The following is a 15,228-nucleotide window of genomic DNA, read 5'->3' as shown; positions in this document are numbered from 1 at the left end:
ACGTCGAAGGCGGCCTCAGCCACCGGGCGTCACCAGCCCCGTCTCGTACGCGACCACGACCGCCTGTGCCCTGCTGCCCAGCGCCAGCTTGGTCATGGTGCGGTTGAGGTGCGTCTTCACGGTCGCCTCACTGATGTAGAGCCGGTCCGCGATCTCCAGGTTGGACAGGCCCCGGGCGATGAGTTTGAGGACCTCGACCTCACGCGAGGTCAAGGCGCCCAGGCGTGGCGGCTGTTCAGCGGCACCGGCGGCCCCGCCCTGCCGGGCGAACGCCTCGACCAGCCGTCGCGTGACGCTGGGCGCGAACAGCGCGTCGCCTCCGCCGACCGCGGCCACCGCGGCGAGCAGCCGCTCGGGCCCCGAGTCCTTGAGCAGAAACCCCGAGGCTCCGGCCCGCAGAGCCCCGTACACGTACTCGTCGAGGTCGAAGGTGGTCAGCACCAGGACCCTGGGCGCGGGATCGAGAGCCTGGGCGAGGATGTGCTCGGTGGCCTGAATGCCGTTCATGCCGGGCATCCGGATGTCCATCAGGATCACGTCGGGCCGGGTCCGTGCCGCCACCTCGACGGCCTCCGCGCCGTCTCCCGCCTCCCCGACGACCTCGACGCCGGGCGCGGCCAGCAGCAGCCCCACCAGACCGGCACGGATGAGGAACTGGTCGTCGACGACGAGCACCCTGGTATCCCGGCATCCGGTCATTCCGCGGTGTCGTCCTCCCGGCGTACGGCCTGCGCGGAAGTCGGCAGGCTCAGCCGCACGGCGAACCCCCCGTCGCTCCGCGGGCCGATACTGATCGTCCCGCCGTAGAGCTTGGCCCGCTCCCGCATACCAATCAAGCCATGCCCGCCAACCGTACGAACCTTGTCCGGAATCACCCCCTGCCCGTCGTCCGTGACCGAAACGGTCACCTCGTGCGGCCGGTAGGAGAGTTCCACCTGCGCGCTCGCCCCAGGAGCGTGTTTCAGTACGTTGGTCAGCGCTTCCTGGACGACCCGGTACGCGGCCAGTTCGACGCCGGGGGCCAGCGGGCGCGGGGTGCCCTCGATCCGCAGCGTCACGGGGGTGCCACCGGCCCGGATGCGCTCGACGGTCTCGCCGAGGCGGGCGAGGCCGGGCATCGGCGCGGTCGGCGCCCCGTCGTCCGATGCCCGCAGCACCATCAGCATGCGCCGCAGTTCCTCCAGTCCCTCCTTGCCGGTGGCGTCGATGGTGTCGAGCGCGGCGCGCGCGGTGTCCCGGTCGGAGTCGAAGACGAACCGGGCGAGACCGGTCTGCACGGAGATCACCGACATGTGGTGGGCGACCACGTCGTGCAGTTCGCGGGCGATGCGGCCGCGCTCCTCGGCGACTTCCCGCCGGGCGCGTTGCGCCTGCTCCTGGCGCAGCCGGCGGGCGAGTCCGTCCAGCCTGCGGGCGACGAGGCCGAACCGCCAGAGCATCGTCGGGTAGACGACCGCCTGCCCGACGACGGACGCCATCGAGTCGGTGTGGTTCACCACGCCCGCGTAGACCCAGGTGACGCCCATCAGCGCCGCGCAGGGCACGGAGACGCGCGGGTGCCGCAGGGAGGCCACCGTGTAGACGGCGAGCATGGGGCCGAAGGAGCTCACCACGGGCCAGTAGCCGGCGGTGACGTACCCGCACCAGATGAGATGAACCAGGCAGCAGATGGCGACCGGTGACCGGCTGCGGACCGTGAGCGGCAGATGGACCAGGAGCACCAGGGCGTAGCCGGCCGCGTCGAGCGGGTCCTGCCCCTGACTCACGGCCTCCTGTCCGAGCAGCAGGGCCACACCGGCCAGCGCCGCGGCTATGAGCACGTCGACGACTGAGGGGTGAGGCGGCCGGATCCGCATCGCCGCAGAGTATCGCCGCTCCCGGCGACCGGGCGTCAACCTCCTGCGGTACAGCGGAAGTTGCAGGAACCGCGCGTCTACCGCACTGCGTCGACCCGGAGTTCCACCCGGCGTGGGACGCCGCCACGAGTGGCCCGCCCGTAGCGTCCTGGACCAGCACCACGACGAGCCGGCTGACCGTCGGCCGTCGCTTCCGAGAAGGGGAACCGGAACTCATGAAGATACGTAGAACCCTCGCCCTCGCCGCTGCGGCGGTCACTCTCGGTGGCGGGCTCGCACTCGCCCCCGCGGCCTCCGCGGCCTCCGCGGTCTCCGCCGGCGAGGCCGCCGCCCAAGCCATGTCCTGCTCGACCACGAGGCTCGGCGACGACCGTGCGTCCGGCTGGTGCTCCGGCGGCAGGGACTGGCGCGTCGGCGTCCGGTGCGGCGGTCACAACTACTACTCCGAGATCAGCAGCGTTCGCGGAACGAAGTACGCCCGCTGCGGCAGCGGCACGATGACCCACCGCTGGATCGACCAGTGGTGACCTCTCATCCGGTTCACCCGGGCGCGGGAGTTCGCTGACGCCAGGCCGGCCACGACGGCACGGCGCCGGACGCCGGCGGCCCGTCCTCACCCCCGGGGAGGACGGGCCGCCGGGCCGGTTCCGGGCGCGTCAGCAGTGGTTCACGTAACTCTGGATGTGCCCCGTCGACAGGTAGAAGTCACTGACGTACCGGGATCCGCTGGGCGAGTAGAGCTTGGCCCAGATGTTGTAGCCGTTCACGGAGCTGCCGGTGGTCCAGCAGTCGACCTCGACCTTGGTGCCGTTGGCGAGGGTGTACAGCGGGGAGGCCTGGGAGCTGGGGCCGGTGCGCACCGTCAGCCCGTTGGGCGCGCTCTGCACGTATGCGCACATCGCCCGCGAGTCGCTCCCGAAGGATCCGCACCGGAACGCGTCGGCGCTGGCCGCGGGTGCGAAGGCCATTCCGGCGGCGAGGATTGCGGCGGCTCCGGTCGCGACGACGGTTGCCTGAAGGCGTGAGGATCTCATCGTGTTCTCCCTGTGAAGTCGTACGTCCCAACAGTCCGTGCGGGCTGTTCGGTCATGGACATGCAGGAAGTTACGCGGCGCGCCGCCCGGGCCACGTCAACCCGGGGGTTGGTCCCGGGTAAACCCTCGCGGTAGCCGCGCCGGTCGCCCGTGCAGCTCCGTCAGCCATGGCAGGGCCCGTCGGCAGGCCCGGGTGCCCGGTCGGTGCCGTGTGCCCGGACGGTGCCGCGCGCCCGGACGATGCCGCGCGCCCGGACGGTGCCGGGTGCCCGGTCGGCCATCGTGGCGTCGGCCGGTTCGGCGTCGGCGACGCGTCCTCACCTGTCGCGGGGCACGGGGATGGTCAGTCCCACTTCGAACCCGCCCCGCGGGCCGGGGCCGGCGGTCACCGTCCCGCCGTAGATACCGGCCCGCTCGCGCATGCCGATCAAGCCATGGGCAGCGGGCCCCGCGGTGGTACCGGCCGGCACCGGTTCCTGTCCATCGTCGGTGACACGGACGCGGACCGTGGCTTCGTCATAGTGCACCGTGACGCTCGCGTTCGCGGCCGACGCGTGTTTCATGACGTTGGTGAGGGCTTCCTGGATGACCCGGTAGACACACAGGTCGACGCCTGGCGGCAGCGTGAACGGGGTGCCCGTGATCCGGACGTCGACGGGGACACCCGCGGCTCTGACGCGTCGGGCCAACTGGTCCAGCCGCCCGAGTCCGGGCGGCGCGTTGTAGTCTCCCGCGCCCTCCTCTTCCTGGACGCGCTCCATCCCTTCCCTGAGCACGACAAGCATGCGACGCATTTCCGCCATCGCCTCGTGGGCACTGCCCGCGATGGTGTCCAGCGCCTTGCGGGCCGTTTTCGGATCGGAGGTGAAGACGTATCCGGCCAGGCCGGTCTGGACGGAGATCACGGACACGTGGTGGGCGATCACGTCGTGCAGTTCACGGGCTATCTTCATGCGCTCGGCGATGACGGCCCGCTGAGCCTTCTCCTCCTGCTCCAGTCGCAGTTGCTCGGTGAGCACGGCGAGCCGCTCGCCGCGCTCCGCGAGCCGACGGGCCCGGTCGCCGGTCACCCACAGGACGGCGACCATCACGGTCACGAAGACCACGCTGAGCGGGCCGATCCCGGGCTCGGCGAGCCGCGTGCCCCACAGCAGCACGAGCAGCGACACGGCCGCGCACTTCGCCACGGCCCTGCGCGGGCACAGAGCCGCGACGGTGTAGAACGCGAGGCCCAGTCCGCAGACGACGACCACGTGGTAGTAGCCCAGGGTGAAATAGCACAGCGTGCAGGAGGCCGTACTGACCAGCACGGTCAGGGGAGTCCGGCGGCGCACGGCGAGCGGGAGGTAGACCAGGGCGATCAGGGCATACGCCCATGCGTCGGCGGGCCGCCAGTAACCGTGCGGGTCGGGCCAGTTGTGCAGCATGGTGCTGGAGATCCAGACCGACACCACCGCGTAGACGGTGTCCGCCGCCTGCGGGAAGACCCTGCGCACCGCCGTGCTCCACGGGTGCTGCGCGGACATCGTCCTAGCCTGGGTCCGGAGCGATCGCTCCCCCCGGTTCTCAACCACAGCCACACCCCTGGTGGTACGTCGGCAATCACCCTCGTCGCGGGCGTGGTTCAACCCATGTTCGGGGCAAGAGCGAACGGCCCTTCCGGCCGGCTGCGGCCCCTCGCCCAGCGCTGTGCCGGAGTGTCCCAGACAGGCCCGGCTCGGGCGACGGCGCGGGCCACAGTCGTAGCCCCGCTGATTCGAGGGCAGAGTGGGCTCATGGACCAGCCGCAGTCACCGACTCAGTCCGGCGCACAGGCACGCGCATGGCTCGCCACCGCCGTCGAGGAGGCGCGGGCCGGGCTCGCCGAGGGGGGCATCCCCATCGGGGCCGCGCTCTACGGGCCGGACGGCAGCCTCCTCGGGCGCGGTCACAATCGGCGGGTCCAGGACGACGATCCCTCCATGCACGCCGAGACGGCCGCGTTCCGCGCGGCGGGACGGCAGCGGACGTATCGCGGTACGACGATGGTGACGACGCTCTCGCCGTGCTGGTACTGCTCCGGCCTGGTGCGGCAGTTCGGGATCTCGCGGGTGGTGGTCGGGGAGGCCACGACCTTCCACGGCGGGCACGACTGGCTCGCCGAACACGGCGTGGAGGTCCTGGTGCTGGACGACCCGGAGTGTGTGTCCCTGATGCGTGACTTCGTCGAGAACAACCCGGCACTGTGGAATGAGGACATCGGTGACATCGGTGAGTAGGCCCAGGACGCCCCGCATCCCCACCATCGATCTGCGCCCCTGGCGCGACGGCGGCCCCGAGGCCCGTGCCGGCATCGCCCGTACCGTCGACGAGGCGCTCCAGACCGCCGGTTTCCTGCTCGTGACGGGGCACGGGGTCGATCCGGGTCTCCGGGCGCGTATCCGGCAGGCCGCTCGGGCCTTCTTCGTGCTGCCCGTCGAGGCCAAGCAGGCGTACGAGGTGAAGGTCGGCGGGCGCGGCTGGCTCGGGCCGGGGGCCGAGGCCAACGGGTACTCGGAGGGGACGGAGACTCCGCCGGACCTCAAGGAGTCGCTGACGTTCGCGACGCACGAGCCGTTCGACGACCCGGTCGTGAACGCGGAGTGGTACGCGCCGAACGTGTGGCCGACGCAGGTACCCGAGCTGCGGGCGCTCTGCGAGGAGTACCTGGCGCGGATGGCCGAACTGGAGAACCTGCTGCTCTCCCTCCTCGGCGAGGCCCTCGGTCTGGAGCCGGACTTCTTCTCCCGGCACATGGGCCACCCCACCTACGGCTTCAACATCAACTGGTACCCGGGCACGGAGGTCATCGGCGACCCGGTGCCGGGTCAGTTCCGGATCGGCCCGCACACCGACTTCGGCACGGTCACGATCCTCGACCGGCAGGCCGGGAAGGGCGGACTCCAGGTGTTCACGGACGAGGGCGGCTGGGAGGACGCCCCGTACGACCCCGCCGCCTTCACCATCAACATCGGTGATCTGATGGCCCGTTGGACCGGCGACCGCTGGCGTTCCGGACGCCACCGCGTTCTGCCGCCCCCGGCCGACGAGCCCGCCGAGGAGCTGATGTCGCTGGTCTACTTCGGCGAGTGCACCCCGGGCACGGTCGTCGAGTCCGTTCCCCCGCCGGTCGGACGGGTGGCGCACCCGCCGGTGGACTCGCACGTGTACCTGCGGGCGCAGTTGGACTCGATCACCGTCGACTGACGTGCTTTCCGAACGTCGACCGACGTTCTGCCGCATCGCGCCACGGGAACCTCCTCGCCCCGGAAGCCGTCTCCCTCTGCGTCATCACCTTGTATCGAGCGTTTGACACAAGATCCCCGCCGGGGCATCTTGTACTCACCGCTTGATACAAGATGATCCGGGGGGATCTCCGCATGCTCGACACCGCCCCGCTCCAGCACCGGCTCCTCGACCACGCCGACCACTACGCCCGCTGGTCCGGGCTGGCCATAGGGCTCGTGGTCGCACAGGCGCTGTCCACCCTGGGCGACGTCGAGTTCGAGCAGCGCGTCGTGTTCTGCATCACGGCCTTCGGCCTGTGCGCGGTGGCCGGCGTCCTGCTCGCCGACGCCCTGACCCTGCGCCCCCAGGAGGCGGTCCGCACCGCGAGTCTCGCCCCGCGCCTGGTCAGAGATCACGTGCCGCCGCACATGGGCCCCCTGATCGCCCTCCAGGGGGTCTCCCTCGTCGTCCTGCTGGTGATCACGGCCGTCACGGCCTCCGTCGACCCGGACCGCGTCTTCAGCACAGGGAAGGTCCTCACGCTCGCCTGCAACGGGATGCGCGCGACCACCGGCCCCTGGCCCGGCCTGTACTACACGCTCCCGATGTTCGGCGCGCTCGCCATAGCCACTCCCACCTGCGTCTGGGCCCTGCGCCGCATCGCCCACGGTCCGGGCGAGGAGCAGCAGCGCCGCGACCGCGCGTGGGCGGTCACCGGCGCGTGGGGCCTGCTGGTGTCCAGCCAGCAGCTGTACGCCGTGCTGATGGTCTCCCTCGCACTGACGGAGACGGGCTGCGCCGGTGTACTGGGTGTGCTCACCTTCTGGGTGTTCTACCCGCTGGCCCTGCTGAACCTGTTCACCGTCGTCTGGTCCCTCGTCACCGTGGTGGCACCGCGGGCCGTCGAGGACGAGGCGGCGGAAGAGAGGGCCTGCGACGATGAGTGAGGCAGCCGTCCGCGTCGACACCACCAGCCAGGTACCGCCGTACGAGCAGATCCGCGCGCAGCTCGCCGCGCTGATCGTCACCGGGCGGCTGGCCGAGGGCGACCGGCTGCCGACCGTGCGCCAGCTGGCCACCGACCTCGGGCTGGCACCGGGCACCGTCGCCCGCGCCTACCGCGAGCTGGAGGCCGCCGAGCTGATCCGCACCCGACGGGGGGCGGGCACCCGGGTGGCGGCGCCCCCCACCGGCCCGACCCGCCCGCACGCCGTCCGACTCGCCACTCTCGCCCGCGACTTCACCTCGTCCGCCCGCGCACTGGGCGCCGACACCGAGTCCATCCTCACCGCCGTCCGCGACGCCCTGGGCCCGGACCGCCCCTAGTAGGACTCCGTCAGGTTGCTGTGACGTGCGGGAACGCAGACCCCGCGACTGTCGGCCCGGCGAACCGCCGGGTGGGCTCCCGCAGGTCGACGCTGTGACCCATGCCGCCGGTCGGCGAGACCGGCGGCAAGGTCCGCGAACAACCCTGACCGGGAGCGGTGCCTTCAGCTGCTCGCAGTGATCAACGGCTGGTCGCCCCCGGAAGACCTGGCACCGGTACTCGACTGGTTCATCCAGGCCTTGCGTGCCCGGATATCGGGGGTAGCGGTCCGGTCGCGCCGCGGCGTGGCCGGACCGGTTCACGTCACACTGCCTTCGCCTGGACGGCGGGTTCGGGGCCGGGCCGCGCCCTGGCGGCAACTTCCGAGTGGCGGCAGCGGCCGCCGGTACCGCGGGAGGCGATGCCGCGCGGCTTGACGTCGACCGGCCCGCCGCAGCCGCCGGACTCCTCCCGATATCACGCTGTACCGCAGCCAGGACGGTGTCGACATCCTGCTCAGCCACCAGGAGGCCTGGACGATCTGGTTGTAGTTCATCGCGAAGTCCGCGCGCGGCAGTTCCACGGTGGCCCGGAACGCGGGCCGTGGGCCGCCCCACGGGTCGGGACCGATGCCGAGGCAGGCCAGGTCCAGGTCCAGGTCAACGACCCGGGCCTTGTTTGTTTCCTGACCGCCGACGCCGACGCCGACGCCTACGCGGAGGCGGAGGCCGACGGCCCGGCGCGCACGCCACGGGCGGGTGGCGTTGCTGCCGGGCCGTCAGTCACTCACGCGGTCTCACTTCCCGTGCAAAGCCCTGCGGCGACGTCCGCGAAGCACCAGCACGCCGCCGGCAGCGACGGCCAGCAGGCCACCGATGGCGCTGTACGTGACAGCGGTGCTCGCCCCGGTGGAAGCCAGGGGGCCGAACGTGTTGCTGCTGCTGCTCGGGGACGGCCGGCCGACGGGTGCGCCGTTCTCCGCCTGCGCACGGCTGCCGGTCGTGCCGGCGGCGGAGACAAGCGGCGCGGCGGCGGGCGGCGTGTGGGCGGGCGACGGCTTGTCAGCGCTGGCGGTCCCCGACGCGGGCTTCAGCTGAAGAGTCGTGATCGAGTACGGCGGCAGCGTCTGTGCGCCCGCCGTGCCCCGCTTCGCCGTCGTCAGGGCGGTGTCTCCCTTGCCGTACGAAACTGTCGTGACCGCCCCTGCGGCCGGGGTGAATCCGGCGTACGAGAGCGACACCTGCGCCGCGTTCTTCGGGCTCTTGTTGATCAGCATGACGTTCAGACCGCCCTTGCTGCTCCGCACCGCGTGGACGGCGACCGACGTGTTGCGCGAGGACGACTTGACCATGGTGTCGCCAGGCTGCGCCAGTGCGGTCAGCGAGCGGATGCCCCAGTAGGTGGGGAAGGGCGTGTCGCGCGGCGGTTGGCACTTCCCCCCGGCGCAGGTTCCGGCGGAGAGAATGCCCCCGTCCTGGTAGTCGGTCTCGCCGTTGACGGTGGTGGGTGCGTCGCCCGAGCCGTTGTGCAGGTTCCACCAGTCCACGTGGGTGGCGCCTTGCTCGAACCAGGTCATGTAGGTGTCCGGCGCGAACAGGGCTGCGGCCTGGCTGGTCTTGACGGGCGAGAATTCGGCGTCGGTCTCGGTGACCGCGATCTCCACCGAAGCGGCGCGCGAGCCCGTGTACTTGGCGATCAGCGAGCGCAGCTCGGACGTGACACCGGCGATCCGGGAGGGGGTGTTCAGCAGGTCGGCCGCGGTTTTGCCGCCCGGATACCAGTGGACGATGACGAAGTCGATCGAGCTTCCCGCGATGGAGAGCACCGTGTTGTTCCAGTCGGCGCTGTCACCGGGAGCCTTCTCCTTGTCCGGCCAGCCGCCGGGGGTGGTGAGCACCGCTCCGATCTTCACCGTCGGGTCCACGGCCTTCATCGCCTTCGCGTAGGCGACCAGGTTCTTCCCGTACTCCTTCGGGCTTTTGTCGGCGTGGTTGTCGGTTTCCCAGCCCTTGCCGTTGGCGTAGTGCCCGTTGCCGTAGACCTCGTTGCCGATCTCCCAGTACTTCACGCCGTAACCCTTGTCGACGTTGGCGTACTTGACCCAGTCGGCGGCCTCCTTGGGGGTGCCGGAACCGTAGTTCGCGGTCAGGATCGGCTGGGCGCCGACCTTCTTCGCGGTGGCCATGAAGCTGTCGAAGTCGGTGTTGGGTACGATCCAGCCGCCGTTGCCCATGGTGTGGGTCTTCCAGTGGAAGTCGTCCGCGCCGGAGCCGCCGGGATAGCGCAGCTGCCGAACTCCCGCGGCCTTCATCAGCGAGGTCACCTTGGCGGTCCCCATGCGGTCGTCGCCGACGCCCGTGTTGAGGCCGGCACCGCTGCTGGGCACCGTGCCCAAGGAGGTACCGGCGTCCACCTTGATGCCGACGGTCGGCGCGGCGTCCGCGCTGGGCGCCAGGGTGCCGATGCCGACCGAGGCGGCGAGCACCGCCACCGCCCCCGCGAGAGAGCGGCGGCGCATCCGGCTACGGCGGGGCGTGCGACCCCGAGGCATCGGCTGCTCGGCGGATATCGGGTCGTCTGGTGACACGTGGGGCTCCGATCGGGTGTTGATACAGAGGGCGTAGCGCCGCTGACCACGGCTCGCCCTCGTCGGTACACCCCTAAGTGGCCACTCGGAGCGGAAAGGTTGCCATCTCAATTATTTTTCGCCGATACGCGGTCGCACCGTCTCACCGGACCCGGTGACCCCGTGACCTGGTGCCCCGGTGACACGCCCGGGCCCCCTTTCCACCCCGCCGGCGCGAACCACCGCATGCTTCCGGCCGCATACCGCCCCGCGGTGGCCGAGCGGCTGAAGCCGCACAGGAAGCACAGGAAAAGCAGGAAAAGACAGACGACGGCCACCGCCACCGCGACGGCCCTGTTCTCGTACAGCTACCGCCAGGTCGTGTGTAGCGCTGAGTAACTACTTGGGGCTGCGGTCGCGCTGCTGAAGGGCGACAAAGTCGGCGTGTGCTGTCTCGACGGCCTCGGGGTACGCCTGGGTCTTCTCGTATTCGGCGAGGGCCCGGTAGATGCTGGCGACGGACGGGCTCAGTCCCTTGCGCTTGCCGGTGGGGATGATCAGGGCGGGTTGGATCTGCACAAGCGCCCTGACCCCGCTGTCCGCCTCCGGCCGACTGTGCGCAAGGCGGCCCTGCTCGACCGGATCGCCGTCGAGGAGGGCCGCCCCGAAGCCGCTGTCCAGGCGGAGGAAGCCCGCGCCCTCGTCGCCCAGCTGCGGGCCGAGATCGAGGGCACCGCCCAGAACGGGAAGTCCGATGAAAATCTTGCTTCAGCCGCCTGGCTCGCGTGAGTTCAACCTGGAATGTCGATCGGGGGCAAACTGCCGTCAGTCAGGCGCGATATCAAGATTGTCAGTGAACTTCTGGAGCCTGTCGGGCCTGCGGGTCAGTTCCTGACCTGCGTGTCGATGAACCTCGCGGTGGTCCGCTGGGGCGCGCCGCACGCGGCCACGGACTTCTGGTACCACTGCTTCCACGGGCCGTAGGCGATGTACGTGTCGCCGTTGATGCCGTCCGTGCAGCGGATCTTGGCCCGCTGCTCTCCCGGGCCGTAGTGGCAGGTCGAACTGATCGAGTAGGTGTTGATCTGGGTGAACCCGCAGCCGTGCGGCGCGGCGCTGGCCGGGGTGGCCAAGGCGATGGGCGCGGCCACGGCGATGCCGGCGAGCAGCAGCGGTGTGGAGAGGAGCGAGGTGAGCTTCCTCTTGGCGAGCGTCTTCCTGTTAAGCATGAAATCCCCCTACTGTTCGGGCCGGCTGGTCGGGCCGGCCGCGCGCCGTCGGTCATGGATGACCGACAGGCTGGTCGGGAAGCAGGGTACTGATCCGCCTCCGATCATGTCCATGTCTTAAGGAAGCATCGAGTCGCGATCAAGGGGTGCTACGGGTGAGGTCTTTGATCCACATCATCGCGGCGCGAAGGCGGAGGCCGGCGAGGTGGCTCTCGGGCCGTTTGGCCGAAGACGGCCGTCCCCAGCGCGGTACCGACGGCGACGCCGATCAACATACCCACGGCCACCTCACATGGGGACGTCCTCCAGCGGCTCCAGCACCGAGTAGTCCCCAAAGCTCCGGCGGTAGCGCAGGTGCCGTGTCTCCCGCGTGTGCCCGCGCTGCCACTCCTCCACCGCCGCCGGATCACTCCGTACGCCCGACTCCGCGCCGCACTCCGACTCGTCGCCCGACACGCACCGCGCCTCGTACTCCGGCTCCGCCGTCGCGTCCTGCGCGATGACGTACGGCACGTACCGGAACACGCGACGCGTGCGGGCGCCTCCGGTGTGCTCCTGTCGCTGATGGTGACGCAGCAGCACGTTCGCGTCGGTCTCCGCGCTCCCGTCGTACCGGGCCCGCGCTTCGTCCCGCCGTGCGGCCAGCCAGGCGCAGCTCGCGCAGCCGGGCACGGGAACGGGTGGCCGGCCGAGGTCACCCTGGTCTCGCTGACGCACCCTCACACCCTCCTCTTCGTACGCTGATTGGCCGCCCTCACCTGCGCCCCGATCCGCTCCGCCGCGGTCGCGGGCCGCAGCGCCTCCGGGTCCGCCTCCCACTCCCGGCCGCCACCCACCGGGCGCAGCATCGCGTACGGCCCGACCCTGTCCCGGTACTCCCCCACGCGCCGCGTCCGCGGGTCGTAGACAAGCTGTCCCTCTGGTTCCACACGCACTCCACAGCCCTGTCCGTCACTCTGGGTGTACGCAGCGTCGCGGACGGGAACGCTGGCAATCAATGCGGTACGTGTGGCACTGGGCCTCTGCCACGGACAGCACGAGGGGGACGTCATGACCAGGCGGAACGCGGAAGGGGCGGGTGGGGCCGGGAGTTCGGTCCTGTTCGGCGAGGTGCTGCGGCACTACCGCGAGGCGGCGCTGCTGACGCAGGAGTCCCTGGCGAGGGAGATCCCGTGCGACCGGTCGCAGGTGGCGAAGGTCGAGGCGGGCACGCGGGTGCCGAGCGAGCAGCTCGCGAAGCGGTGCGATGAAGTGCTGCAGACGGGTGGGGTGTTGGCCCGAATGTGGGCCAAGGTGGACTGGTATCCGGAGGTTCAGCATCCGGACTGGTTCGAGCGCAGGGTACGCATGGACGCCGAGGCGACTGCCGTCCTCGCCTACCAGAGCAACGTCGTACCGGGCCTGCTGCAAACAGAGGATTACGCGCACGCGCTGTTCTCACGCCACATCGCGGACCCTGAGGAAGTAGAGGAGCGAGTCACGGCGCGGCTGAGCCGACAGCAACGCTTCCTGGCCTCGGGCGGCCCGCTCCTCATCACCGTGCTGGATGAGAGCTGCCTGCGCCGCACCGTGGGCAATTCCACCATCATGCGGGACCAGTTCGCTCATCTGCTGGAAGTGGGGCAGCGCTCCAACATTCGTATCCAGGTCGTCCCCTTCGACGCCCCCGAGATCGACCGTCCCAACACGTCCATGTCTCTGATCGCACTGCCCGACGGGCACGAGTGGGTGTACTCGGAATCGCTGGACCTCGGCCACTTCACGGACGATCCGACCATCTTCGCCCGACACCGCCAGACCTATGATGTGCTCAGGGCAGACGCTCTGTCAGCCCGCGAATCGGCCGCTCTGATCAGCGACTTGATGGAAGGGTGCGAGCACCATGAGCATTCTGGATCTGAGCGCGGCAACCTGGGCCAAGAGCAGCTACAGCGGCACCAACGGCGGCGACTGCATCGAAGTGGCCCCCGGTTTCCCCGGACTCGTCCCCGTCCGTGACAGCAAGAACCCCCACGGCCCGGTACTGGTCATCAACCGCTCCGCCTGGCTCTCCTTCATAGGCGCTGTTCGGTCGGAGTCGTAACCGAACGGGCAGCCTTCGCCGTCCTCCGAAACAACTCCCCCTTGCTCCACAGCTGTTGATAACCAGAGCAGCTATGACAACGGCAACAACGCGGACCCGCGCCCTCTTCGACATACCCACGGCGTACGAGCACTCCGGGGAACTCCCCTTCGTGGTGCTGGCGGGAGCCCGGGGCCTCGGCAGAAGCACGGCGCTGCGGGACCTGCGGGCGGCGTACCGGGGCCGTACTCCCGTCGCGTTGGTCGACGGCGAGGAGACACGGTTCGACCGGCCTCCCCCGGGCCGGCCCCCGGCGACGTGGTCGCCCGCGTACGAGGCGCTGGCGGTGGTCGCCGAGCAGCTCGGGGAGCCCGTGGGCGGGGCGGGGCGGATCACGTTCCCCCGACTGGCGTGCGGGCTGCTCGCGGTCGCGGCCGGTGGCTGGGGGGATCGCGGACTGCCGAGGATCTGCACGGAGGCGGAACGGGTCCTGCTGCTGAGCGACACGGGCGGCTGGCTGGCGGGGCGATGGGTCGGGAAGACCGTGGCCCGGCTGGTGTCGTCGATGTCGGTCCAGGGGCAGCCGGTGGTCGAGGCGATCATCGAGGCCGCGCTGGAGGCGTTCAGTGAGGGCATGTCGTCCTCCCACCGGCGGCTGCGCCGGGGCGCGGTCTGGTACCGCGACCACCCGCACGCGGCCGGGAACCCCAAGCGCGGCCTGGTTCTCCTCTCCCAGCACTTCAGGGCGGGCGGCGACGCCCGGACCCACGCCGAGCACCACCTCGTACGGGCCCTCCTCACGGATCTGGACGACGCGTACGCGGGGTACGCGGGGGTCGTACCGCGTATCCAGCGGGCCGGGCGGCCGGTCGTCCTGCTGGACAACGTGCAGGAGGCGGCCGGGCGGCGGCTGATGGAGTCCGTGCTGCGGGACCGGGCCGACGGCAGGGCCGACCGGGTGGCGTTCTTCGCCGGACTGCGCGGCCAGGACCACCCGGCACTACGGAACGCCACCCGCCGCACGCTCCCCGAGCTGGCGGGTACGAGCGGCTGGACACCGGGCAGTACGCCGTCGTCACGGGCCCTGCTGGTGTCCTTGCCGCCCCCCGTGGGCACCTGAAGGCCGCGGGCCTCCCTACGGCCGTTGTCCGGTCCGGTCGACGACCCCGCGTTCCAGGATCGCCACGGACGAGACGAGGTCACCGGCGTCGAGGGATTCGCAGCGGTCGTCCGGAGCGTCGAGGTTGATCGAGTTCATCCCCAGGAACCGGAGCGTGCGGTCGTCGAACAGCAGCTCATGGCGGGAGCGGCTTTGCGCGAAGTCCCCGGGATAGGCGCCCTCGATCCCGACAGCAACCCCGGTACGGCCCGCCGCGTCCACGGCGCCTTCGTAGACGGTCAGACCGGGAACGCGCGCGAGGGCCCGGTAGAGGGCGGCCTCCGCCCCCGGGGGCAACAGCTGTCCGGTGAGGAGAGCCACGGCCTTCTCGAAGGCGTCGCGGTCGGCGGCCTCCCCACCGGACGGCCGCTCGTCCGCCGACGTCAGCCCGTACAGGTAGCGGTACATCCCCTCCGTCTCGACGGGCAGTTCGTCCTCCGCCTGCCGGAAGTTGTGGATGACGTACTTGCCGACCAGTTGCTCGGCGACGACCCGGCCGGTCACCTCGCTGCCGTCGTCGTGCCGCCGCATCAGCCCGGCGCGGCGCCCGTCGACCGACACCCAGGTCTCCCGCAGGCCGGACGGGTGCGCCTCCTGGGTGGTGACACAGCCCTCGGCCAGTACGCCGACGTCCATCTTCCAGTGGTAGTCCTCCTGCTCGGTGTACACGAACTGGTCGTCGCCGACCTGCGGGAGCTTCCGCTTCCCGGCCGCCTCCGCAACCCACTCCAGCAGCGCGCCGGCGCTCTCGTCGCTCGGGGTCCCGCCCC

Annotated in this window: 19 protein-coding genes and 1 pseudogene; 9 read left to right on the top strand and 11 right to left on the bottom strand. The window is 70.7% G+C overall.

All coding sequences use genetic code 11. The features are described from left to right. Positions 1 to 15: 15 nt before the first annotated feature. Together AWZ10_RS43930 and AWZ10_RS43925 are read right to left on the bottom strand one after the other, a co-directional pair. Positions 16 to 699: a response regulator gene (locus tag AWZ10_RS43930; protein ID WP_046704124.1), complete on the bottom strand. Its 684-nt coding sequence runs from the start codon at positions 697 to 699 to the stop codon at positions 16 to 18. Further along, a complete protein-coding gene (locus AWZ10_RS43925) occupies positions 696 to 1,856 on the bottom strand; it encodes a sensor histidine kinase (RefSeq protein ID WP_046704125.1) in 1,161 nt (386 codons plus the stop codon). The genes AWZ10_RS43930 and AWZ10_RS43925 overlap by 4 nt, the downstream gene beginning before the upstream one ends. 215 nt (positions 1,857 to 2,071) lie before the next feature. Here AWZ10_RS43925 and AWZ10_RS43920 point away from each other — a divergent pair, with 215 nt between their 5' ends. Continuing rightward, a complete protein-coding gene (locus AWZ10_RS43920; RefSeq protein WP_060893965.1) occupies positions 2,072 to 2,383 on the top strand; it encodes a hypothetical protein in 312 nt (103 codons plus the stop codon). Positions 2,384 to 2,512: 129 nt separating this feature from the next. Here the strand turns inward: AWZ10_RS43920 and AWZ10_RS43915 are convergent, their stop codons facing one another. Both AWZ10_RS43915 and AWZ10_RS43910 read right to left on the bottom strand, forming a co-directional pair. Continuing rightward, a complete protein-coding gene (locus tag AWZ10_RS43915) occupies positions 2,513 to 2,890 on the bottom strand; it encodes an SH3 domain-containing protein (protein ID WP_046704127.1) in 378 nt (125 codons plus the stop codon). A gap of 317 nt (positions 2,891 to 3,207) precedes the next feature. Further along, the gene (locus tag AWZ10_RS43910) at positions 3,208 to 4,416 is read right to left on the bottom strand and encodes a sensor histidine kinase (RefSeq protein ID WP_234360779.1); all 1,209 of its coding nucleotides are present in this window, start codon (positions 4,414 to 4,416) and stop codon (positions 3,208 to 3,210) included. A gap of 249 nt (positions 4,417 to 4,665) precedes the next feature. Between AWZ10_RS43910 and AWZ10_RS43905 the strand changes: the two genes are divergently transcribed. The 4 genes from AWZ10_RS43905 (at position 4,666) to AWZ10_RS43890 (ending at position 7,462) form a co-directional block, all read left to right on the top strand. After that, positions 4,666 to 5,148, top strand: a complete 483-nt coding sequence (locus AWZ10_RS43905; RefSeq protein WP_060893964.1) for a nucleoside deaminase — start codon at positions 4,666 to 4,668, stop codon at positions 5,146 to 5,148. Continuing rightward, entirely contained in the window at positions 5,120 to 6,115 is a 996-nt protein-coding gene (locus AWZ10_RS43900; RefSeq protein ID WP_173531486.1) for an isopenicillin N synthase family dioxygenase, read from the top strand. Before AWZ10_RS43905 ends, AWZ10_RS43900 begins: the two co-directional genes overlap by 29 nt. Before the next feature lie 173 nt (positions 6,116 to 6,288). After that, positions 6,289 to 7,083 carry a hypothetical protein gene (locus AWZ10_RS43895; RefSeq protein WP_244172765.1) on the top strand — a complete coding sequence of 265 codons (795 nt, stop codon included), beginning with the start codon at positions 6,289 to 6,291 and terminating at the stop codon, positions 7,081 to 7,083. Beyond that, the gene (locus AWZ10_RS43890; RefSeq protein ID WP_046704131.1) at positions 7,076 to 7,462 is read left to right on the top strand and encodes a GntR family transcriptional regulator; all 387 of its coding nucleotides are present in this window, start codon (positions 7,076 to 7,078) and stop codon (positions 7,460 to 7,462) included. Before AWZ10_RS43895 ends, AWZ10_RS43890 begins: the two co-directional genes overlap by 8 nt. A 509-nt stretch (positions 7,463 to 7,971) precedes the next feature. On the opposite strand, the pseudogene AWZ10_RS56185 reads toward AWZ10_RS43890, so the two are convergent. From AWZ10_RS56185 to AWZ10_RS43880, 3 genes and pseudogenes are all read right to left on the bottom strand, one after another. Then, positions 7,972 to 8,100, bottom strand: a pseudogene (locus tag AWZ10_RS56185) (YceI family protein); the annotation flags it as partial. Between the two features lie 138 nt (positions 8,101 to 8,238). Then, the gene (locus AWZ10_RS43885) at positions 8,239 to 9,960 is read right to left on the bottom strand and encodes an LPXTG cell wall anchor domain-containing protein (protein WP_244172764.1); all 1,722 of its coding nucleotides are present in this window, start codon (positions 9,958 to 9,960) and stop codon (positions 8,239 to 8,241) included. Positions 9,961 to 10,407: 447 nt separating this feature from the next. Further along, positions 10,408 to 10,587: a hypothetical protein gene (locus AWZ10_RS43880; RefSeq protein ID WP_060893961.1), complete on the bottom strand. Its 180-nt coding sequence runs from the start codon at positions 10,585 to 10,587 to the stop codon at positions 10,408 to 10,410. Between the two features lie 36 nt (positions 10,588 to 10,623). Between AWZ10_RS43880 and AWZ10_RS52045 the strand changes: the two genes are divergently transcribed. After that, positions 10,624 to 10,797 (top strand): hypothetical protein, encoded by a 174-nt coding sequence (locus tag AWZ10_RS52045; protein ID WP_159015031.1) that lies wholly within the window; start codon positions 10,624 to 10,626, stop codon positions 10,795 to 10,797. Between the two features lie 95 nt (positions 10,798 to 10,892). On the opposite strand, the gene AWZ10_RS43875 is transcribed toward AWZ10_RS52045, so the two are convergent. The 3 genes from AWZ10_RS43875 to AWZ10_RS43865 all read right to left on the bottom strand — a co-directional run bounded on the left by AWZ10_RS43875 (position 10,893) and on the right by AWZ10_RS43865 (position 12,166). After that, positions 10,893 to 11,237, bottom strand: a complete 345-nt coding sequence (locus tag AWZ10_RS43875) for a hypothetical protein (RefSeq protein WP_046704134.1) — start codon at positions 11,235 to 11,237, stop codon at positions 10,893 to 10,895. A gap of 288 nt (positions 11,238 to 11,525) precedes the next feature. Further along, positions 11,526 to 11,954: a DUF7848 domain-containing protein gene (locus tag AWZ10_RS43870; protein WP_234360782.1), complete on the bottom strand. Its 429-nt coding sequence runs from the start codon at positions 11,952 to 11,954 to the stop codon at positions 11,526 to 11,528. A 2-nt stretch (positions 11,955 to 11,956) separates the two neighbouring features. Further along, positions 11,957 to 12,166, bottom strand: coding sequence for an SRPBCC family protein (locus AWZ10_RS43865; protein ID WP_046704135.1), 210 nt, complete (start codon positions 12,164 to 12,166; stop codon positions 11,957 to 11,959). Between the two features lie 121 nt (positions 12,167 to 12,287). Between AWZ10_RS43865 and AWZ10_RS43860 the strand changes: the two genes are divergently transcribed. The 3 genes from AWZ10_RS43860 (at position 12,288) to AWZ10_RS43855 (ending at position 14,419) form a co-directional block, all read left to right on the top strand. Further along, entirely contained in the window at positions 12,288 to 13,235 is a 948-nt protein-coding gene (locus AWZ10_RS43860; protein WP_060893974.1) for a helix-turn-helix domain-containing protein, read from the top strand. Beyond that, positions 13,198 to 13,320, top strand: coding sequence for a DUF397 domain-containing protein (locus AWZ10_RS54815; RefSeq protein ID WP_234360784.1), 123 nt, complete (start codon positions 13,198 to 13,200; stop codon positions 13,318 to 13,320). The genes AWZ10_RS43860 and AWZ10_RS54815 overlap by 38 nt, the downstream gene beginning before the upstream one ends. 73 nt (positions 13,321 to 13,393) lie before the next feature. Further along, complete coding sequence (locus AWZ10_RS43855) at positions 13,394 to 14,419, top strand: hypothetical protein (RefSeq protein WP_244172763.1); 1,026 nt, start codon at positions 13,394 to 13,396, stop codon at positions 14,417 to 14,419. 15 nt (positions 14,420 to 14,434) lie between these two features. Here the strand turns inward: AWZ10_RS43855 and AWZ10_RS43850 are convergent. Then, positions 14,435 to 15,228, bottom strand: a 794-nt coding sequence (locus tag AWZ10_RS43850; protein ID WP_060893960.1) for a CU044_5270 family protein, incomplete at its 5' end; no start/stop codon positions are given.

The sequence above is a fragment of the Streptomyces europaeiscabiei genome (assembly GCF_001550375.1).
GTDB lineage: Bacteria > Actinomycetota > Actinomycetes > Streptomycetales > Streptomycetaceae > Streptomyces > Streptomyces europaeiscabiei.
Note: the sequence above shows the minus strand (reverse complement) of the source record. Positions and strands in the feature narration are given on the sequence as shown.